General features: G+C 70.0%; 13 protein-coding genes, 2 pseudogenes and 1 riboswitch. Of the genes and pseudogenes, 6 read left to right on the plus strand and 9 right to left on the minus strand.

What is annotated here, in order from left to right; translation table 11 throughout:
• Positions 1 to 144: 144 nt before the first annotated feature.
• Positions 145 to 1,032 (minus strand): bifunctional methylenetetrahydrofolate dehydrogenase/methenyltetrahydrofolate cyclohydrolase, encoded by an 888-nt coding sequence (locus RF650_RS01285; RefSeq protein WP_131333324.1) that lies wholly within the window; start codon positions 1,030 to 1,032, stop codon positions 145 to 147.
• A gap of 1 nt (position 1,033) precedes the next feature.
• Entirely contained in the window at positions 1,034 to 2,320 is a 1,287-nt protein-coding gene (gene glyA / locus RF650_RS01290; RefSeq protein ID WP_131333325.1) for a serine hydroxymethyltransferase, read from the minus strand.
• A 306-nt stretch (positions 2,321 to 2,626) separates the two neighbouring features.
• On the opposite strand from glyA, the gene RF650_RS01295 reads away from it, so the two are divergent.
• Together RF650_RS01295 and RF650_RS01300 are read left to right on the plus strand one after the other, a co-directional pair.
• Positions 2,627 to 5,983 (plus strand): beta-phosphoglucomutase family hydrolase, encoded by a 3,357-nt coding sequence (locus RF650_RS01295; RefSeq protein ID WP_131333326.1) that lies wholly within the window; start codon positions 2,627 to 2,629, stop codon positions 5,981 to 5,983.
• A gap of 166 nt (positions 5,984 to 6,149) precedes the next feature.
• A complete protein-coding gene (locus RF650_RS01300; protein WP_131333327.1) occupies positions 6,150 to 6,710 on the plus strand; it encodes a gamma carbonic anhydrase family protein in 561 nt (186 codons plus the stop codon).
• 146 nt (positions 6,711 to 6,856) lie between these two features.
• Here the strand turns inward: RF650_RS01300 and purH are convergent, their stop codons facing one another.
• Complete coding sequence (gene purH / locus RF650_RS01305) at positions 6,857 to 8,467, minus strand: bifunctional phosphoribosylaminoimidazolecarboxamide formyltransferase/IMP cyclohydrolase (RefSeq protein ID WP_131333328.1); 1,611 nt, start codon at positions 8,465 to 8,467, stop codon at positions 6,857 to 6,859.
• Positions 8,468 to 8,524: 57 nt separating this feature from the next.
• Positions 8,525 to 9,118 carry a phosphoribosylglycinamide formyltransferase gene (purN, locus tag RF650_RS01310; RefSeq protein ID WP_098054927.1) on the minus strand — a complete coding sequence of 198 codons (594 nt, stop codon included), beginning with the start codon at positions 9,116 to 9,118 and terminating at the stop codon, positions 8,525 to 8,527.
• A 96-nt stretch (positions 9,119 to 9,214) separates the two neighbouring features.
• On the opposite strand from purN, the gene RF650_RS01315 reads away from it, so the two are divergent.
• Entirely contained in the window at positions 9,215 to 9,934 is a 720-nt protein-coding gene (locus RF650_RS01315; RefSeq protein WP_207387914.1) for a DUF308 domain-containing protein, read from the plus strand.
• A 110-nt stretch (positions 9,935 to 10,044) separates the two neighbouring features.
• Here RF650_RS01315 and RF650_RS01320 read toward each other — a convergent pair whose 3' ends face one another.
• The gene (locus RF650_RS01320) at positions 10,045 to 11,841 is read right to left on the minus strand and encodes a DUF6350 family protein (protein WP_368813871.1); all 1,797 of its coding nucleotides are present in this window, start codon (positions 11,839 to 11,841) and stop codon (positions 10,045 to 10,047) included.
• A 118-nt stretch (positions 11,842 to 11,959) separates the two neighbouring features.
• Between RF650_RS01320 and RF650_RS01325 the strand changes: the two genes are divergently transcribed.
• Complete coding sequence (locus RF650_RS01325; RefSeq protein WP_368813872.1) at positions 11,960 to 13,123, plus strand: glycosyltransferase family 4 protein; 1,164 nt, start codon at positions 11,960 to 11,962, stop codon at positions 13,121 to 13,123.
• A gap of 111 nt (positions 13,124 to 13,234) precedes the next feature.
• Positions 13,235 to 13,377: riboswitch (SAM riboswitch) on the plus strand.
• Between the two features lie 20 nt (positions 13,378 to 13,397).
• Positions 13,398 to 13,676 carry a hypothetical protein gene (locus RF650_RS01330; RefSeq protein ID WP_035963768.1) on the plus strand — a complete coding sequence of 93 codons (279 nt, stop codon included), beginning with the start codon at positions 13,398 to 13,400 and terminating at the stop codon, positions 13,674 to 13,676.
• Positions 13,677 to 13,790: 114 nt separating this feature from the next.
• On the opposite strand, the pseudogene RF650_RS01335 reads toward RF650_RS01330, so the two are convergent.
• The 4 genes and pseudogenes from RF650_RS01335 to RF650_RS01350 all read right to left on the minus strand — a co-directional run.
• A pseudogene (locus RF650_RS01335) lies at positions 13,791 to 13,934 on the minus strand (GMC oxidoreductase); the annotation flags it as partial.
• A 45-nt stretch (positions 13,935 to 13,979) separates the two neighbouring features.
• Positions 13,980 to 14,207, minus strand: a pseudogene (locus RF650_RS01340) (hypothetical protein); the annotation flags it as partial.
• Positions 14,114 to 14,464, minus strand: a complete 351-nt coding sequence (locus tag RF650_RS01345; RefSeq protein WP_311253949.1) for a BCCT family transporter — start codon at positions 14,462 to 14,464, stop codon at positions 14,114 to 14,116. The gene RF650_RS01345 and the pseudogene RF650_RS01340, both read right to left, overlap by 94 nt.
• A gap of 269 nt (positions 14,465 to 14,733) precedes the next feature.
• Positions 14,734 to 17,814: a hypothetical protein gene (locus tag RF650_RS01350; RefSeq protein ID WP_242670468.1), complete on the minus strand. Its 3,081-nt coding sequence runs from the start codon at positions 17,812 to 17,814 to the stop codon at positions 14,734 to 14,736.
• Between the two features lie 227 nt (positions 17,815 to 18,041).
• Here RF650_RS01350 and RF650_RS01355 point away from each other — a divergent pair, with 227 nt between their 5' ends.
• Entirely contained in the window at positions 18,042 to 21,035 is a 2,994-nt protein-coding gene (locus RF650_RS01355) for a DEAD/DEAH box helicase (protein ID WP_131333331.1), read from the plus strand.
• Positions 21,036 to 21,229 lie beyond the last annotated feature (194 nt).

The raw sequence follows: 21,229 nt of genomic DNA on the forward strand, positions 1-21,229 counted from the left end.
CTCGTTCCCGGCACGTGTTCGGACCGCGGACTCCCGGGCTTGACGGCCGCCCGCGTGCCGCACGGCCCCGGGGACGACGACGCCGCGCGGCCGGCTCGAACGAACGAGACGGCCGCGCGGCGTCGTGACCGGAAGGCTACGGGATCAGGCCGACTCGACGGCCCGTTCGCAGGACGCCACCACGTTGACGAGCAACATGGCCCGGGTCATGGGACCCACGCCCCCGGGGTTGGGCGACAGCCACGAGGCGCGCTCGGCGGCGGCCGGGTCGATGTCCCCCGTGAGCTTCTTCTTGCCGGTCTCCGTGTCCTCGACCCGGGAGACACCCACGTCGAGCAGGACGGCACCCTGCTTGATCTGGTCCGCCCCGATCATGTGCGGGCGCCCCGCCGCGGCCACCACGACGTCCGCTTGCGCGAGCAGCTCGGGCAGGTTGCGGGTGCCCGTGTGGGCCAGGGTCACGGTCGCGTTGATCTCCCGGCGGGTCAGCAACAGACCGATGGGCCGACCCACGGTCACACCGCGGCCGATCACCAGCACGTGGCGCCCCGCGAGGTCCACCCCGTGACGTGTGAGCAGCTCCACGATCCCGTGCGGCGTGCACGGCAGCGGGGACGTGATGGGCTCGTTGACGTTGAGCACCAGCCGCCCCAGGTTCGTGGGGTGCAACCCGTCGGCGTCCTTCGCGGGATCGATGCGCTCGAGCACGGCGTTGGTGTCCATGTGCGGCGGCAGGGGCAACTGCACGATGTACCCCGTGCACCGGGGATCGTCGTTGAGCTCGTCGATGACGCGCTCGAGCTCCTCCTGGGACGCGTCCGCGGGCAGTTCCTTACGGATCGAGGCGATCCCCACCTGCTCGCAGTCGCGGTGCTTGCCCGCCACGTACGAGTGCGAGGCGGGATCGTCGCCCACGATCACGGTCCCGAGACCGGGCACCACGTCCCGCTCGCGCAGTGCGGTCACGCGCTCGGTCAGTTCTTCCTTGATCCGGGCCGCGGTCGCCTTGCCGTCGAGGACCTGGGCCGTCATCTCACCACTCCTCGAGGCCGGGGTACAGCGGGAACTGCTCGGTCAGGGCGTCCACGCGCGAGCGCAGGGCGGAGACGTCCGCACCGGGCTTGAGGGCCTCGGCGATCACGTCCGCGACCTCCTCGAACTCGCCCGCGCCGAAACCGCGGGTCGCGAGCGCCGGGGTCCCGATACGCAACCCGGACGTGGTCATGGGCGGGCGGGGGTCCCACGGTACCGCGTTGCGGTTGACCGTGATCCCCGCCTGGTGCAGCAGGTCCTCGGCCTGCTTGCCGTCCAGCTCGGAGTTGCGCAGGTCCACGAGGACCAGGTGCACGTCCGTGCCGCCGGTCAGCACGGACACACCGTGCTCCGCGAGATCCGGGGAGTTCAACCGCTCGGAGAGGATCTGCGCGCCCTCGATCGTGCGCTGCTGGCGCTCGCGGAACTCCTCGGTGGCGGCGATCTTGAACGCCACGGCCTTGGCCGCGATCGCGTGCATGAGGGGCCCGCCCTGCTGGCCGGGGAACACCGCGGAATCGACCTTCTTCTTGAGGTCCGCTTCCGCGAGGATCACACCGGAGCGCGGGCCCGCGAGGGTCTTGTGCACCGTGGAGGTGGTCACGTGCGCGTGGGGCACGGGGTTGGGGTGCAGCCCCGCGGCCACGAGACCCGCGAAGTGGGCCATGTCCACCCACAGCTTGGCACCCACCTCGTCCGCGATCGAGCGGAACGCCTCGAAGTCCAGCTGGCGCGAGTAGGCGGACCAGCCGGCCACGATCACGTTCGGCCGGGCCTGCAGTGCCTGCTCGCGCATCTTGTCCATGTCGATGCGGTAGGTGTCCGGGTCCACCTCGTACGCGGCGATGTTGTAGAGCTTGCCCGAGACATTGATCTTCATGCCATGGGTCAGGTGCCCACCGTGGGCCAGGGACAGCCCCATGAGGGTGTCACCGGGCTGCATGAGCGCGGCCATCACGGCGGTGTTCGCCTGGGCGCCCGAGTGCGGCTGCACGTTCGCGTGATCCGCCCCGAACAGTTCGCACGCGCGGTCGCGAGCGAGGTTCTCCACGACGTCCACGTACTCGCAACCGCCGTAGTAGCGACGGCCAGGGTAGCCCTCCGCGTACTTGTTCGTGAGCACCGAGCCCTGCGCCTCGAGCACGGCGCGCGGCGCGAAGTTCTCCGACGCGATCATCTCGAGCGTGGAGCGCTGGCGCCCCAGTTCGTCCTCGATGGCCCGTGCGACGTCCGGGTCCACCTCCGACAGCGGTTGATTGGTCACAGGGTGTCCCAGGGATTCCGTCATGCTCCACCTTCTTTGTGCGCGGGAGGGTCCGCTCCAGCATATCCGCGCGCCGCGGTGTTGCGCCTCAGCACGGCGGGGGCACGAGCGCGGCGATGCTCGTAGAGTTTCCGGATCGTCCGGGCCCTCGGCGGGCGGCTCCCGCCAGGGGAGCGAATGCGGGTAGCATGTGTACCCGTACCGCGTGCGTACCCCCTGCGCGCGGCAGCCGTCACAGCGCAGCCGGGCTGCCGCTCTCGCTCAGCGAGCGCGAGCATTCGCATCGTCCCGCCCCACGTCCTGATCCTTCGTGTTAGGAGTTCTCGCGCCGTGAACGTTCTTCCCACCGCCCCGTTCACCGCTTCCATGCCGCGCATCACCGACGGCCAGTCGCCGCCGGAACCCGTGGACATGGTGCGCACCCCGTACGCCGCCGTGATCTTCGACATGGACGGTGTGGTGACCGACACCGCCGGGGTGCACGCCCGCGCGTGGCAGAAGCTCTTCGACCGGTTGCTGACCGATCCCCGCCTCGAGCCCGTAGCCCCGGCCACCGAGGTGGACCGGCGCCCGTTCGACATGGGCGGTGACTACCGTACGTACGTGGACGGACGACGTCGCGAGGACGGCGTCCGCGCGTTGCTCGCCGCCCGCGGGACCATGCTCCCCGAGGCCCAGAGCCACGAGGACCCGCAGCCGGGTGACTGGACCGTGCAGGGCCAGGCCGCCGCGAAGGACGGCTTCTTCCACGAGGAGCTGCGCGAGCACGGTGTGCGCGTGTTCACGGGCACCGTGGCCCTGATCGAGCGGCTGCGCGAGGGCGGTGTGCCCGTGGGGCTGGTGACCGCGAGCCGCAACAGCGCCGTGGTCCTCGAGGCCGCCGGGTTGCAGCACTCGTTCGACCGCATCGTGGACGGCAACTGGGCCGCCTCGCACGACCTGCCGGGCAAGCCCGCCCCGGACACCTTCCTCGAGTGCGCACGCCTGCTGGGCGTGGCCCCCGGCGAGAGCGTCGTCGTGGAGGACGCCGTGGCCGGCGTCCAGGCCGGTGCCGCCGGCGACTTCGGCCTGGTCGTGGGGATCAACCGGGACGGTGCCCGGGAACGGCTCTACCGCGCGGGCGCCCACGTGGTGCTCAACGACGTCGCCGAGCTGGACCTGGGCGCGCGCCGGGACGACCCGTGGGCGCTCGTGTTCGACGGTTTCGACCCCGCCACCGAGCCCCGCCGCGAGGCCCTGCTGACCCTGGCCAACGGCTACATGGGCGTGCGCGGCGCGGCCTGTGAGTTCGCCGCGAACACCGTCCACTACCCCGGAACCTACCTGGCTGGCGTGTTCAACCGGGTGCTCAGCCACATCAACGGCCGGGACGTGGAACACGAGTCCATGGTCAACGTGCCCAACTGGCTGCACCTGGACCTGCGTTTCGCGGAGGGCCAGTGGTGGTCCGAGGGCGGGATGAAGCCCTCCGACGAACGCGTGGAACTGGACCTGCGCCGCGGTCTGCTGACCCGCACGCTCGTGCTCACGGAAGTGGACGAGGACCCCGGCGCGGACCAACCCCCGCGCAGCCTGGAGATCACCCAGCGCCGCCTGGTGTCCCTGCGCTACCGCCACCTGGGCGCCCAGGAGACCCGGATCGTCTCGCGTGGATTCAGCGGGCGGTTGCACGTGCGCACCGGTGTGGACCCCGCCGTGACCAACAGCGGCGTGGCCGAGTACCGGGAACTCAACGCCCACCACCTCGCGCTACTCGAGTCCACGACCCTGCCGGACGAGCACGAGACCCTGCTGTCCCTCGTGCGCACCTCCCAGTCCAAAATCGAGATCGCGATGGCCCAGCGCACGCGCATCGAGTCCGAAACCCCCGTGCGCGAGCGCCGCGAGGTGCGCCCCGGCGGGATCGAGTTCCGCCGCTACACGGTGCAGATCGACCCGCACAACCCCGTGCTCGTGGACAGCACGACCGCGGTGGTCACGAGCCGCGACGCCGCGATCGGTTCCCCCCGCGAGGGAGCGCTCGCCGAGCTGAACCGCACGCCGTTCGGGGTACGTAAGCTGCTGGCCTCTCACGAGATCGAGTGGGCCCGGTTGTGGGACCGCTACGAGGTCACCCTGGAGGCCGCGGAGGACACCCCCGAGCACGTGGCCACCCAGCTTGCGGTGCGCACCCACCTGTTCCACGCGGCCCAGACCCTGGCCCCCCACCTGTCCCTGCGGGACGCAGGCATCCCCGCCCGCGGTCTGCACGGTGAGGGTTACCGCGGCCACATCTTCTGGGACGAGCTGTTCATCCTGCCCGTGATCAACATGCGTCAGCCGCACGTGACCCGGTCCCTGCTCTCCTACCGGTGGCGGCGCCTGGCTATGGCCCAACAGCACGCCCGGGACTTCGGTCTCTACGGCGCGGCCTTCCCGTGGCAGTCCGGTTCCGACGGGCGCGAAGAGACCCCGCCCGAGCTGTACAACCACCACTCCCGGCGCTGGCTGCCGGACAACTCGTGGCGCCAGTTCCACGTGGGCCTGGCGATCGCGTACAACGCGTGGGTGTACTACGAGTCCACCGGGGACATCGACTGGCTCTCCGGCCACGGGACCGAGCTGATCGTGGGAATCACCCGCCTGTTCGCGTCCCTCGCGGAGTACGACTCGCACGACGGCAAGTACCACATCTGCGGTGTCATGGGCCCCGACGAGTACCACGACGGCCCCGCGGGCCAGCACGGTGGCGGGCTCAAGGACAACGCCTATACCAACGTACTCACGTCCTGGCTGTTCCGTCACTCGGCCCACATCTTCCACGACATGGTCGAGCACCAGCGTGAGGACCTGGAGTCCCGCTTCGAGATCTCCCCGCAGGAGGTCCAGAAGTGGCTCAAGATGGCCGAGAACATGTACGTCCCGTTCAACGCGGACGGCACGATCGCGCAGTTCGAGGGCTACGACGAACTCGCCGAACTGGACTGGGACTTCTACCGCACCAAGTACCGCAACATCGGCCGCCTGGACCTGCTGCTCGAGAACGAGGGCGACCTGACCAACAACTACAAGCTGTCCAAGCAGGCGGACACGATCATGCTCGTGTACCTGCTGGGTCCCGAGGGTTTGATCGAGGAACTCGCGCGCATGGGCTACACCACGGACCTGGACGCCATCCAGCGCACCGTGGACCACTACATCGCGCGCTCCTCCAACGGTTCGTCCCTGTCCCGCGTGGTCAATGCCGCGGTGCTCGCGTGGCTCGACCCGGACCGCTCGTGGGGTTCGTTCCAGGACGCGCTCATGATCGACATGGACGACACCCAGGGCGGCACAACGGGTGAGGGCATCCACCTGGGTGCCATGGCCGGTTCGGTGGACGTGATCACCCGCGCGTACGCCGGGCTGCGCGTGCGGGGCCAGTGGCTCGAGTTCCAGCCCGCCCTGCCCCGCGAGTTGGACGCCGTGGACTTCACGGTCCTGTACTGCGGTCAGGTCATCGAGGTCTCGCTGGACCACGACATCCTGGAGCTCGAGGCGAGCTCGGCCAAGGCGGATCCGGTCACGGTGCACGTCAACGGCGCCGAGTACGTGCTCAAGGGCGGGCAGAAGATCTCGGTGTCACTGCGCCACCGCGAGTCCCGGCGTCCCGAGAAGGCCATGGCCGCCCTGCGGCGCCGGTTCATCTCCGACGCCGGCGAAGGCTGAGCCCCGCCCCGAACCGTGGCCGTACGACAACGCTGCGCGGCTCGGGCGCGCCTGCTCACCGGGCGCACACCGGGCCGAGCCCCGGCCACGCGGCGGGCGCGTGGCGGGCGCGTGGCGGCTACCGGCGGCGTCGTGACGAGCGCGAGCGCGCACTATGCTATGGCTCATGACACAGTTCTCCGAGCCCGCGGGCGCCGACGCCGCCCGCGAACCCCTGATCCTGCCCTACGGTCAGCACCGGCCCTCCGTGGCTCGCTCCGCTTTCGTGGCACCCAACGCCACGATCGTGGGTGACGTGATGGTGGGTGCCGGGGCGGGCATCTTCTACGGCGCCGTGGTGCGCGGTGACCGCTCCCCCCTGCGGATCGGGACGAACTCCAACCTGCAGGACAACGTCACGGTGCACTCGGACCCGGACCACCCCACGACCATCGGCGAGCGCGTGAGCGTGGGCCACAACGCGGTCATCCACGGGTGCGTCCTGGAGGACGACGTCCTGGTGGGGATGAACGCCACCGTGCTCAACGGCGCCGTGGTGGGCCGCGGGAGCCTGATCGCCGCCGGGACCGTGGTACTCGAGGGCGAGCGCATCCCGCCCGGTTCCCTCGTGGCCGGGGTCCCGGGCAAGGTCCGGCGGGAGCTGTCCGTGGACGAGCAGCATGCCGTGAGTCGCAACGCCCAGAACTACATCGAGCTCTCCCGGGAACACCGCGCCATGTTCTCCTGAGCCCGCCTGGACAACCGCAACACACGACGACGCGCGGCCCCGGAAGCCCGGGACCGCGCGTCGTCGTACGCCGGGTGAAACCGCGGTAGCCCGGCGGGAGCGGCTCGGTGAGTGTCGCCCAGTGGATGCGGCTCGGTGGATGCCGCTCAGTGGAAGAAGTGCCGCGCCCCCGTGAGGTACATGGTCACTCCCGCGGCCTGGGCCGCCTCGATGACCTCCTCGTCACGGATGGAACCGCCCGGCTGCACCACGGCGCGCACGCCCGCGTCCAGGAGCACCTGCAACCCGTCCGCGAACGGGAAGAACGCGTCCGACGCCGCGACCGCGCCGCGGGCACGTTCGGCGTGATCCTCGGCGAGCGTGTTCGCCCGCTCCACGGACAGCCGGCACGAGTCCACGCGGTTGACCTGGCCCATGCCGATGCCCACGGAGGCGCCGTCGTTCGCGAGCAGGATCGCGTTGGACTTCACGGCTCGCAGGGAACGCCACGCGAACTCGAGGTCCGCCAGGGTCTTCTCGTCCGCGGCGTCACCCGAGACCAGGGTCCAGTCGGCAGGGTCGTCGCCCTCGGCGTCGAGGCGGTCGGCCTGCTGGAACAGTGCGCCGCCGGAGACCCCGCGGTACTCCAGGGGATCGAGGCCGAAGCCCTCGGGCAGCGCGAGCAGGCGGATGTTCTTCTTGGCCCCGAGGATCTCGAGCGCCTCCGGCTCGAACTCGGGGGCCACGACCACCTCGGTGAAGATGGGCTTGAGGTTGCGGGCCATGTCCGCCGTGACCGTGCGGTTGGCCGCCACGACACCGCCGTACGCGGAGAGCGGGTCGCACGCGTGGGCCTTGAGGTGGGCGTCCGCAATGGGGTCCTGCGCGCCGGGGGTGGCCACGGCCACGCCGCACGGGTTGTTGTGCTTGACCACGGCCACGGCGGGCTCGTCGTAGTCGAATGCGGCGCGGACGGCGGCGTCCGCGTCCACGTAGTTGTTGTAGGACATCGCCTTGCCGTGTAACTGCTCGGCCTGCGCGATCCCGGGCGCCGCGGCGTCGTTCGTGTAGAGCGCGGCCTTCTGGTGCGGGTTCTCGCCGTAGCGCAGGGACTCCGCGCGCTGCAGCGCGAGACCCGCGTACGGGGGCCAGAAGTTCGCCTCGGGGTCGTGGTCGAACTGCTGGGCGGTCCACGTGGCCACGGCGGTGTCGTAGGCCGCGGTGTGGGCGAACGCCGCCGCCGCGAGCTTCTGCCGGGCCGCGAGGTCGTAACCGCCCTCCTGGGCCGCGCGCACCACGTCCGGGTAACCGGCGGGATCCACGACCACGGAGACCGCGGCGTGGTTCTTGGCGGCCGCGCGCACCATGGACGGACCACCGATGTCGATCTGCTCCACCACGGCGTCCTGCTCCGCACCCGAGCGCACGGTGTCCTGGAACGGGTAGAGGTTCACGATCACCAGGTCGAACGGCTCGATCTCGAGCTCGGTGAGCTGATCCATGTGTTCCTGCTTGCGCCGGTCCGCGAGGATTCCCGAGTGCACGCGCGGGTGCAGGGTCTTGACCCGCCCGTCCAGGCACTCCTGGAACCCGGTGACCTCGGAGACCTCGGTCACGGGGACCCCCGCGTCGCGGATGGTCCCGGCGGTGGAACCGGTCGAGACGATGCTCACGCCGGCGTCGTGGAGCCCTCGCGCGAGCTCCTCCAGACCGGTCTTGTCGTACACGGAGATCAGTGCGCGCTTGAGCGGCACACGGTTCAGGTCGGCAGTGTTCACGAGCTCTCCAGTGGGGACGAGGGTACGGACGGTAGGCGGGCCGGAGCCCGGTTCAGTCTACGACCGGGGCAGATCGGGGTCGGTGCTCGTGACGTCCCAGCTCAGTTTCGCCAGCGCGTTGACGAGCAGGGTGCGCTCGGCGGATTTGATCCGCTCGTGCAGCACGGCCTCGGTATCGTCCTCGGCCACGGGGACCGCGACCTGGGCCAGGATGGGTCCGGCGTCCACGTCCGCGACGACCTCGTGCACCGTGGCGCCCGTGACCTTCACGCCGTAGGCCAGGGCGTCCCGCACGGCATGGGCACCGGGGAAGGACGGCAACAAGGACGGGTGCGTGTTGATGATCCGGCTCGGGAACACGGACACGAACTCCGCGTCCACGATCCGCATGAACCCGGCGAACACCACGCGGTCGGGGTGGTAGGACGCCACGCGTCGTTGCAGCGCACGGTTCCACTGCTCCCGGTCCGGGTACTCGGACAGCGGCACCACGAAGGTGTCGATGCCCGCGGCGCGCGCCCGGTCCAGACCGGCGCACTCCAGGTCTGCACCCACGGCGGCGATATCCACCTCCACGTCCCCCTGGTGCAGGGCGTCGATCATCGCCTGCAAATTCGTACCGGAGCCCGAGACCAGAACCACTAAACGCATGGGCCCACTCTATCCAGCGAGGCTGCCTCGATGGCGCCGCGGCGGTGCTGCGCCCGCGACGCTGCTCGGTCCGTCCGCTCGCCTACAGTGGTGGGTATGCACGATTCCCGCCACCGGAGCACGCCGCCCCACGCCACGCACTCGATGGGTTCGACCTCCGGCGGCACCCCTTCCGGGGGTTCCCACTCAGGGGGACCGCACTCCGGCGGCCCGCAGCAGGGAGGCCCGCACGCCGGCGACCTGCGCGGTGAGAAGCCCTCACCTCGCGGCCCCCAGTCCGGGGACCCCTCCGACGGCGACGGCGCTCGGCTCCGGTTCGCCACGGTGGCCGCGGCCCTCGCGGTGCTCGCCTCCGCACTCGTGGTGGGTGACGTGTGGTCCACCGTGGCGGGGCTCGTACTCGCCATCGCCGGGATCGTGCTGGGCATCATCGCGCTCGCGCGCTCCCGCGGTTCGTCCTCACGGGTCCCGATCACGGTGCTCGCGGTGTTGGCCATCGTGTGGGGTGTGATCAATGCGCTGGGCGGTGGCACCCGATTGCTCGTGTGGCCGGCCACCCAGGTCTACCAGGAATGCATCGATCGGGCCCTCACGCTGTCCTCGACCAGCCGGTGCGAGCAACAGCTCAACGACAACGTGTGGAAGCACTTCTCCGGTGCGCCCCTCGAGACGGGTGTGCCGCAGGACGATCCGACAGCCACCGCCACGCCTGAGGCCTCCCTTGTCACGCCCACGCCGAGCGCCTCGAACCCTGCCCCTTCGGGGAGTGCTACACCGGGAGCGACCTCGCCGACCTCCGCCGGTCCCGGGTCCTGAGACGCCCGTTCCCAGCGAGTCCATTGCTATCGGGAGCGGTTCGTCATCGGCCCAGTCCCACGTCCTGGGACGCCCGAGCCCGTCGGCGCCAGGAGCGGTTCATCGTCATCTCAGTCCCGCTCGTCGTCGAGGGCGGCCAGCCGCGCGGCCTTGCGCTTCTCGGACCTGCGCTGCGCACGACGACGCTTGGCCTCCTCACGGCGGGACAGTCCCGGTTCGTCTGCCGATCGTCCCACGGCCGTGGACCCGCCGCGGGGCTGGGACTCCCGCTCGGGCTCGGCGGCAGCGCGCGACGCGCGGCCCCGGAACAGACCCCGGACACCCCGAGCCGTGACCTCGCCGCCCGGGACGGCCGCCCCGGATCCAGGACGGCCACCGGGTGCCGTGCGAGCATCCTGCCCGGCGCCGGGGCCGGAAGCCGAGCGGGAACCGTGCGCGGCGCCAGCGGCGGGCAGGGCGTCGTGGTGGGCCACAGCGGCGTCGTCCTCCGGGGCCGGGGAATCCGACTCGGTGAGCTCGTCCGCCTCGGCGCGGGAGCGGGAACGGTAGCCCTCGCGTTCGAGCCAGGGCCCGGCCAGGCACCCCACGGTGGCGCCCACCGCGAGTTCGGCACCGAGCCACAGGAACACGTGCCACGCGTGCGGGCCGATGTCCGTGAGCCTGCCGATGCCCAGCGAACCGCTGGAGAGCCACGCGAGCGCGGTCACGAGGCCCGCCCCCACCACGGCCATGAACACCGCCGTGAGCACGGTGGAGAGCACGAACGTGATCCAGCGCAGGGGCAGGCGGATGGCCATCCAGTCGTCCAGGTGGTTCTCACCCTCGCGGCAGAACCACCACCCCGCGAGCAGACCCGCGAGCACGGGCAACCCCAGGACCGCAGGGGCGTACAGCCACGGGTCACCGGTGGGCAGCGCGGCGAACGCCGGGAACTGCGGCAGCGGTCCCAGCGTGTTCTGGAACGGCGACACCAGGGTCCCGGTGCCCAGCGAGAAGCCGGCACCGGTGGCCCACGTGAGCGCCCACACGACCATGTTGGGCAGGTACCCGAACTGCAGTGCCGTCAGGGCGGTGTCCCCCGCAGCGCCGGTACCGAGGTCCTGGTAGACCGTGATCACGCGGTCCCAGTTCCACGCGAGCGCCACCACGAACAACAGGGCACCGGCCGCCACAGCGGTGACCGCGGCGAGGAAACCGGCGCGGATCACGGCCCACACGTAGGAACCTGCCCAGCGTGAGTGCTGGCTCGTGCGCTGCAACCAGGACGCGACGTCGGCCCCGAGCACCGCGGCGAGCGAGCGCGAAGCGCTCCACCCGCCCACGAGGGTGCCCAACCCGGCCGGGACCAGGGGCAACAGGGCGGCCGCCACGAGGTCCACCGAGACTTGTTCGGTGCGGCTGAACCAGCCCACGAGGGCCCCGAAGAGCGCGTACGCGAGCATCCCGGCGAAGAACGGGATCAGGAACTGACCGCGCCAGCACGCCCGGGCGATCCGGCGGCCCGCGATCACCGCGAGGCCGAACGGGATCAGCGTGAGCCCTAGAGGCACGAGCGTGACCGTCCCGCCACCGTCCAGCGACAGGCCCTGGATGGCTTGGATCGTGAGGGGCACGCAGTGCGCGAGCAACCAGACCTGTCCGGCGAGCTGCAGGCTCCCGCCCGCGCCCAGGGTCGCGAAGCCCCCCGCAGCCCATACCGCGCCCAGGAGCACGGTGCCCAGCAACAGGCCCACCACGGCCACCGCGAGCAGCTCGATCACGCCCTGCAGCGCGAGCGGCATGGGCAGTCCCGGGGAGTCGTCCGGTTCGGGGCGGGGCACGTCGGCGGCGCGCGCGGGGGACGAACCGTGCGACGTGAAGCGGTCGCGTACGCCCGAGACCACGCCGGGCAGTGAGGGAAGTTTCATCACCGGACATCTTTTCACGTTCACCCGCGCACCACGGGCAGCGAAGTTAGCGCGGACTTCATCTGCGGGCCACCCCCGGGTGACTCCCCCGTGAGGCGCCGGGCCCACAGTGGGAACCGTGAGAATCGCATTGGTGGCCGAACAGTTCCTCCCCCACGTCAACGGTGTCACGCATTCGGTGATCCGCGTCCTGGAACACCTGCGGGATCACGGGCACGAGGCCATGGTGATCGCCCCCTCCTATGAGAAGACCCTGTTCCTGGGCTCTGTGGACCACGTGGACGGCGTGCGGATCGAACGCATCCCGTCCCTGCCGCTCGCGGGCTATCCCGAGGTCCGCGTGGCGAGCTGCACCGTGAGTCGCATGCAGCGCATCCTGGCCCGTTTCGCGCCGGACGTGGTGCACGTGGCGTCCCCGTTCGTGCTCGGGTGGCAGGCCATCCAGGCCGCCAAGGGTTTGGGTCTGCCGTGCGTGGCCGTGTACCAGACGGACGTGCCCGGTTACGCCGCACGCTACGGGGCGTCCGTGCTGGAGACCGCCATGTGGTCCCACGTGCGTGCGATGCACAACAGTGCGACCCTCACGCTCGCTCCCTCCACGGCGTCGATCAGCCAACTCCACGAGCATGGCGTCCAGCGGGTGCACATGTGGCGCCGCGGAGTGGACACGAGTCGGTTCCGTCCCGCGCTGCGCGATCACGCGTGGCGCGAGCGCGTGGGCGGCGGCAAGCGACTCGTGGGATACGTGGGGCGGTTGGCCCCCGAGAAGCAGGTCGCGGACCTCGCCGCGATCGACGCCCTGCCGGACACCCGGCTCGTGATCATCGGTTCCGGCCCCGGGAAGGAGTCGCTGCGCTCGGTATTGCCCAACGCGCACTTCGAGGGCTTCCTCACGGGCACCGAACTCGCCACGGCCATGGCGTCGCTGGACGTGTTCGTGCACCCGGGTGAGCACGAGACGTTCTGCCAGACCATCCAGGAAGCCATGGCCTCCGGGGTCCCGGTGGTGGCCGTGGGCCGCGGCGGCCCCCTGGACCTCGTGGACTCCTCGCGTAACGGGTGGCTCTACGCCCCGGGTGACCTGGCCGGGTTGCGCGAGCGCGTCCGAGACCTCGCGGGCGACGACGCCAAACGCCTCGCCTTCGCGCGCACCGCCCGCCAGTGCGTGCAGGAGCGCACGTGGGGTGCCGTGTGCGAGCAGTTGCTGGGCCACTACGAGCGCGCTCGCACGGTCACCTCCCGGATGCGCGGCACGCGCCGCAGCGACCTGCGCACCCCATGAGAACCGCCGCCGGGTGCCAGATGTTACTCAACAGAAGCTTGATTAAGTTTTGATGACATTCTCGGTCCGCGCCTGGCTGGTCCCCCGAATCCACGGATAGGCTCGAAGCAGCTTCACGAGATGCGCCCGCGCAACGACAAGGACGTCACCGCGCGCCCAGAGCTCCAACTCGGCGTACGCCAACCCTCGGTTCAGGGGTGGATTGGATGACGAAGTGGCCGGGGCCACACGTGTGGTCCCGGCAAGCGACCGGAAAATTCAGAGGCCCGACATCATGAACACGACAACCCAGAAATCCCACCCCGACACCCGCGAACAATGGGTGGACGTCACCGTTCAGGCGGACCCCGCCCGGCACGTGGTGTCCATCACGGGATCGGACGGTCACGAGCACGAGTACTTCGCGGACGACGCCCGTGAGGTCGCACTCGCCGCACAGCACACACGGGGGCGCGGCCAGTGGTGCGCCAAGTACAGCAGACTCCTGGTCCCCGGGGCGTCCCGGGTGACCGGCGGGGTGTCCTTCTACAAGCTGGAGCCCTTGCCCGCGTAGTCCTCGCGAGCACGGTCCCCGCGACCGCGAACTCCACGATCGGGTGTGGCCCGGGTCCGGACGGACCCGGGCCACACCCATGTTCTCAGCCTGCTCGGTTCTTGACGGCCGTGCTCACCGGGCGGTCGCGTCCCGGTCCTGGGCGATCAGCTCGGCGGCGCGTTCACCGATCATGAAGACCGTGATCTTCGGGTTCACCGTCACGAGCTCGGACATCACCGAGGCGTCTGCCACGCGCAATCCGCTCACGCCCTTGACGATCGCATCCAGCAGGAACGCCGTGCGCCCGGTGATGAGCACGTACAGCATGAGCCCGATCGCCAGGATGATGCTCAGCTCGGAAAGCCGCCGGGTGCCCTTGTCCACGCCCAAGATGGTCCCCAGCAGCGCCGCGGTGTCCACGGCGTCGCCGGCGGCACCGTGGATCCGGCACCCGATCAGGGGTAGAGAGCGGAGCGGATGCTCAGCGGCATGCCGAAGCGGTAGGCGAAGTAGCCGAATGCCATGCCCATCAGGGCGTACATGGCCCACCCCGTGAACAGGTTGAACTGGGGTTTCGCGTGGTCCGGGCCCATCTTGATCGTGCCGTGCCTGCTGTCCGCGACCAGGATCACGAACACGATCACGAGAGCGGCCGTGAGGATGTAGAACCACCCCAGCCGGGAGGCGACCCACGCGACCACGCCGCCGATCACGGCGTCGGCGTGCTCGGGTGCCTCCGTGGCCCAGGCGGACAGCGAGACAAGCAGGGTTGCCGCGGCCACGAAGACCCGCCAGTTGACGGGCAACCGGGGTGGCGCAGAGCGAGGGGCCCGGACAGGGCTGGCGGATCCGCGACGGGCGACGAGCCCGGGCGTGGGTGACGGATGGACGAGGAATCGTGTGTGGTCACGTCGGGGATGCGGGTCGGACGTCGGACGACCCGGGGTTGAGGCGCCTTACTACCAGCCGTTAGTCATGGCACGCCACCTCACTTTAGGGGAGGGCCGCGCAGCGGCCGAATGCAGCCGCGCGGCCCCACGAGTACACCCCCCCCCGTTCGCCCGGGGCGGCACTGTCAGCCCAGCAGCTTGGCCACGAGGGCGCTCGCGAACTCCTCGGAGACGTCCCCGTAGTTCAGGGAGAAGTCCTCGTCCACGAGCGTGGGCAGCAGCCCCGAGCACAGCACCGTGGCGCGCGCGTAGAGCCCCGGCAGGGCGGCACCGATGGGCACGGAGAGCAACCGCAGCTCGGGATCGTAGCTGACCAACGCCGTGCCGGTGTCCCGCGCCGCGAGGTGCTTGCCGAGCCCCGAGGACACGGGACGGGCGTGACCCGAGACCACGTCCTCCGCGGTGCGGTAGGCGTAGCGCGTCTTGTGGTGGTGGTTGATCCGGTACAGCCCCGCCTGGTTGCGGTCGTCCGTGGCCTCCCACGTGGCGTCCGCGGGCACGAAGCGTTCCGCGACCCCGTTGTACTGCATCTCCTTCAGGGGCAGCCCGGCGACGACCGAGGACAACGGGGGCAGGGTGTCGAGCATGACGGGCCCGGCGTCGTAGACCACGTCGCACAGCCCCTCGGGCAGCAGCTTGCTCAGCGCGTCGAGGTCCACATCCTGGAGCATGGTGGTCGCGTGGTCCTCCGGGGACAGCACCACGACCTCACCACCCTGGGCCCCGACCGCCTGCGTCACGGCGTCCTCTTGGTCGGTCTTCCACCCGCCCGTGAGCAGGATGGAGCCGTCCACGAGCTGGGTCAGGGCCGGGGAGCACACCTGCCAGCGGCGCACCGTCCAGTTCTCGTCCCGGATCACCTCCAGGAAACCGAGGGCCTGCAGGTGACCCACGAACCATTCCTCGAAGCGCTCGGAGTCCTCGAGCTGGCGCGCCACGATGGACAGGCTCGACCGCTTGCTGCCACCCAAGAACGTGAGGATGTCCTTGAACGGCGCCCAGGACCCCGGGTACTCGCCCTCGTCCGGGCCGATGAACTGCAGTGCCTCGACCGAACCCGTCTGACCCACCGCCGAGAGCTTGGTGAGCCGGCCGGGGTAGCGCTTGGTGAGCCCGCAGAACTTGCAGCGCCCGAACACCCACGGCGCCTTGGCCTTGGGATCCATGGGGGGCAGGATCACTTTGTGCTTGCCCGTGACCATGCAGGACACGTCCGGGGCCTCGGGCAGCTCGTTGCTGCGCTCGGGGAACATCTGCCCCTCGGCGGACTCCCACCCGGCGACCTCGGGCACGGGGACCTCGTCCACGGCGGCCTCGTGGGGGTCCATGTTGTCGAACGAGCCCTGGACGTACTCATCCGGGATCTCGTCCCGCGTTACCGCGGTGACGGGCCACAACGGTTCCTCCGCGACGTGGACCATCTCACCGTCGTAGCCCAGGGAACGTTGAGTGATGTAGTAGGAACTGTCCCGCACGCGGAACTCGAGGCGCTGCTTCACGGTGCGCCCGGAACGCAGCACCAGCGTGTAGTCGTTGGGCTTGAGGTGGCCGTCCTCGCGGGCCAGTTCCGTACCGCCCAGGCTCACCTGGAACGGTGGTACCCGGGGTGCGGTGAGCTTGGTGCTCATGAGCTTGAACGAGTGCGGGTTGCGCCACTCGCACTCCACGGACAGGGGGTCGTCGCTGTCGGACGTGACGGTCAACTGCGGGGGCCGCAGGGCCGAGAACCGGTCCACGTCCCCGGGGATCCGCAGCCCGCCGGACAGGGTGATTGCGGGGACCAGGCGGGGTACCAGGGCCGAGAAGTTGTCGTTGACGGTCAGCGCGGGGTCACCGGCACGCAGCACCTGGACGTCGTCGAACAGCACCCAGCCCTCGCAGACTCCGTTCTCCCCCGGGCCCACCACGCGGTAGTCGGGAGAGGCCGAGTCGTCCAGGATCGCGCGGATCTGATCCACCCATTCAGGTTGATTGCGCACCATGATCCGGCACGGCCACGCCGCGGGGACGTGGTCCACGGAGATGAACGTGTCCGAGTACGCGTCCTTGGCGAAGACCACCACGGGCCGCGGATTACGCGTGAGGGTGAGCTCCCCCGCGGTGATCTGCAGCTGCCCGGACAGCAGCGTGTCACTCGTCATGCGGGCGTTGTACGCGGAGATCCCCAGGAACGCGTCCCCGATGTAGGACAGGAACATGGTGCGCGGGCCGACCGTGGTCGCGAGATCCACCTCACGACCGGGCACCAGCCGCTTGGGCACCACGAAACCGAGTTCGTAGATGGGGTTGCCCACGTAGTCCGTGCCGTCCGTGAGAGACAACCCGGGGCTGCGCGAGCCCAGGTGCCGCGTGCCGCGGGCGGCGGCAGCGGCGGCGTCGTCCGGGGCGGACTCCCACGCGTCCAACTGGGCGAGCGCGACCTGCAACGCGGGATCGCGCGTGAGGGGGTTGGTCCAGATGCTGCGCAGGCTCTTGGACACATCGGTGTCCGCGATGTCGAGCCAGAAGTCGATGTAGATCCCGAGCTCCGCCGCGCTCATCCCCTGCGCCGTGGTCAGTTCGAGGTCCTCGAACATCTGGTGCAGTTGCCGCAGCTCGGACGGGCCGAACAGGGTCTGGGACAGAGCGAGGCCCACGGGACGGTGGTTCACGGCGTACGCGGACGGCAACCCGAGTTGACCGTCGAAGGCCTCGAGCCAATAGCGCAGCGCGTCCCAGTAGGTCTCGGAGTCCTTGCGCACCGAGGTCTCGAGCGCCTTGACGTTGTCCTGGCCCGCTTGCAGCAACACCGCGAGCGGCAGGTAGAACGTGGACACGGACTTCTTGCCCGTGCGCGCCGCGAGCGCGGACATGTGCCGCCCGGCCAGGGCGAACAGGGCCAACAGCGCCACGATGGGCGGCGGGCCGATCCTGGTGAGGTCCTCGAGCTGGCGCCGGGACGTCCGGTACCACGCCTCGGTGAGCTTGTTGAACGCGTCGAACACGGACCGGCGGGAGCCGTCCGTCACGAGCAGCGGCGTCACGGAGTCGGCGAGCGCACGCAGCGTGGCCGGGCCGTCCAGGCCGAATTCCGAGCCGATCTGTTCGAGCATCTTCTCGTCCAGGTCCAGGTGGACCAGTTCCCCAGCCCTCCTGGGGCCGAAGAATGCCCGCGCCACGGCGTCGTTCCAGCGCAGGTAATCGACTTCCCGGGGTCCGGATGCCATTGCGTGGTCCCCCGTGTGGAAACCGGCAGCGTCAGCCACAAATCCTCCGTCTGCGCCGTGCGGCGCGCTCGAAACACGACAATCCCTGTCGATTATAAGTTCCCGCCCGTCGGCGGTTCACTGCCCGATCCCACCGCGCCCCCGGTTTGCACCACGACGACGCCGCTGCCCGGGCCCTCGCCCACCGGCGCCCGGCCGTGTCCGCACCGGGCGGTACGGTAGGGGCCATGGATGGTGCTGCGCAGTTCACGGACGCCCGCGGTCCGGGTGCCGCCCCGGACTGGCGCAGCGAACTCTCCCGGATCGTGCCCGGCACGAGTCCCGACAGGGTCGTGGCGGACCCGGAATCCGGACCAACCGTGGCCCTCGAACTGGACCTGGCCCGGGTGCAGAACCGCACCCCGAAAGCGTGGCAGGAATCACCCCGGGAGACCCCGCTGAGTCTCACGGCCCGTCCGGTGCTGCGCGGACAGCGCCACGGGTGGGTGCACACCGGCATCGACTGGGGCAACCTGGCCTCCCACGCCCGCTCCGGGCACCTGAGCGCGGAGCAACTGGACTGGTTCGAGGAGCTGCGAGCGCTCTCCGAGTCGCACCGCGGCAGTTACGCTGCGGACCGGCACCAGCTGCACATGGAGCGCTACACCTCTCCCCTGTTGTGGCCCATCCTGGGGCGCGCCCGGGGGCTCGGGATCCCGCTCGTCTCCGAGGGCACGGGAGCACCCGTGATCGTGGATCGCGACGGCCGGTTCGAGGTGCGCGTGGATCCCGGCGAGCACGGCGAGCTCGCCCTGCACCCCCAGCTCATCGTGGGCGAGAACGAGATCCCCCTGCGCTGGACCCGGATCATCGGCCAGCCAGGTCACGGCCTGTTCTACCCGGACGCGACCCCCGCGGCCCTGGACACCGCGGAGGACCTCAACCAGTTCCCGTTGCACCTGGTCGCCCTGGGCACCCGCCTCAATCAGCAGCAGCGCTCGTTCCTGGACCGCGCCGAATCCCTCACGGTCCCGCAGGACGGTGTGGAGGAGTTCTTCGACACCTACTTCCCCCGGTTGCACCAGAGCATGCACGTGATCGCGGGCGAGGACTCCCTGGTGCTGCCCCAGGTCGCGGATCCGCAGTTCGTGCTCACCATCCACCACGACGACCTCACCGAGCGCGTGGAGTGGGAGTGGGAGTACCAGAAGGGTCGCGAGCGGATCCGGCTGCCCTTCCGCCCCCTGGACCCTCTCGAGGATGAGCCCGTGGCCCGCGAGTCCCGGTGGGAGTCCTCCATGGTCCAGGCCGTGCACCGCCGGATCCCCGAGTTGGACTTCAAACGCAGTTCGTACGCGGCGCAGGACGCCCTGACCCTGTTGCGGGTGTGGTTGCCGCTGCTGCGCAAGATCCCCGACCTGCGCATCGTGGAGACCGGCGGGAGTCCCGCCTACCGCGAGGTCACCGAACCCACCGAGATCACGGTGTCCACCGCGCCCACCGAACACCACGACTGGTTCGGTCTGGGTGTCACCATCAGGGTCGGTGAGCACTACCTCCCGTTCTCCCAGATCTTTCAAGCGCTCGACCGCGGCCAGGACGTGATGCTGCTGCCGGACGGTTCCTACTTCTCCCTGGACCGCCCCGAGTTCACGCGGCTGCGCACGCTCATCGCCGAGGCCCGCACCCTGCAGGAGGACAAGGACGCGCCGCTCGCGTTGAACCGCTACCAGGCGAGCCTGTGGGAGCAGTTTGAGGACCTCGCCACGGACACCCGCCAGGCCGAGCAGTGGCGCGAGGGCGTGCGCGCACTGACCCACCTGCACGAGATCCCCTCTCCCCCGGTCCCCGAGGCCCTACAGGCCAACCTGCGCCCCTACCAGTACGAGGGCTTCCGGTGGCTGAGCTTCCTGTGGGACCACGGACTGGGCGGGATCCTCGCGGACGACATGGGCCTGGGCAAGACCGTGCAGACCATTGCCGCGATCCTGCGTGCCACGGACCGGGACCCGCAGCTGCCACCCCACCTGGTGATCGCACCCACCTCCGTGGTGGCCAACTGGTCCGCCGAGCTGCGCCGCTTCGCGCCCTCCTTGGACATCACCGTGCTCACCCACACCAAGGACTCCGTGGCCGACGCCGCCGCGCATTCCCATGTGGTGCTCACGTCCTATGCCCTGCTGCGTCTGGACGCGGAGGCCTACCGTTCGGTCGAGTGGACCGGGGTGATCATGGACGAGGCCCAGTTCGTCAAGAACCCCCGGACCAAGGCCTACCGCGCCGTGAAGAACCTGCGGGCACGCACGTGTCTCGCGATCACCGGCACCCCCATGGAGAACAGTCTTTCCGAACTATGGTCGTTGCTCTCGCTCACCGCCCCCGGGCTGTTTCCGTCCAAGAAACGTTTCACCGAGCACTACCAGCGTCCCATCGAACGCGCCATGGACTCGGACGCCCTGGCCCGGCTGCGGGCCCGGATGCGCCCGTTCATGCTGCGCCGCACCAAGGCGGACGTGGACCTGCAGCTGCCACCCAAGCTCGAGCACGTCCTGCCCGTGGGGTTGAACCCCGAACACCGCAGTGCGTACGACCGCCGGCTGCAGCGTGAGCGCGCCAAGATCCTGGGCCTGCTGCGCAACTTCGACAAGAACCGGTTCACCATCTTCCAGTCGCTGACCACCCTGCGGATGTTGGCGCTGGACCCCGTCCTGGTGGACCCGGAGTCCAAGGCGCCATCCTCAAAGTTGGACGTCCTCTTCGACCAGCTGCCCCAGCTCGTCCAGGAGGGTCACCGCCCGCTCGTGTTCAGCCAGTTCACGAGTTTCCTCAAGATCGTGGCCCAGCGCCTCGACGACGCCGGGATCGCCTACAGCTACCTCGACGGCAGCACGCGGGACCGCGCGGGGGCGCTCGAGAAGTTCCGCAGCGGCCGCGCTCCCGTGTTCCTGGTGAGCCTCAAGGCCGGCGGTTTCGGCATCAACCTCACCGAGGCCGACTACTGCTACCTCCTGGACCCGTGGTGGAATCCCGCGGCGGAGAACCAGGCCGTGGACCGAACCCACCGGATCGGGCAGACCAAGAAGGTCATGGTCTACCGCATGGTCGCGCAGGGCACGATCGAGGAGAAGGTCATGGACCTCAAGGCCCGCAAGGCGGACCTGTTCGGGGCCGTGCTCGACGATGAACGGTTCTTCTCCGCCACGCTCGACGCCGAGGACATCCGCGCGCTGGTTGGTGTCTGAGCGAACCCCGGGGTCCGTCGAGTGCCCTGCACGGTCCCGATCACGCCGACGGTCGAGCTCGGGCGCACGCGGGAACACCGCGCGGGGGCCTTTCCGTGGAAGTCACACTCCCCCCGACCTGTCGACCCGGCACGGTCAGCGGGTTAGCGTGAGCACAGATCACGCCGGCCCCGGCGCACCCGCACCGCGTGCGC

It is taken from the genome of Kocuria sp. CPCC 205297 (genome assembly GCF_040981035.1).
Classification (GTDB): domain Bacteria; phylum Actinomycetota; class Actinomycetes; order Actinomycetales; family Micrococcaceae; genus Kocuria; species Kocuria marina.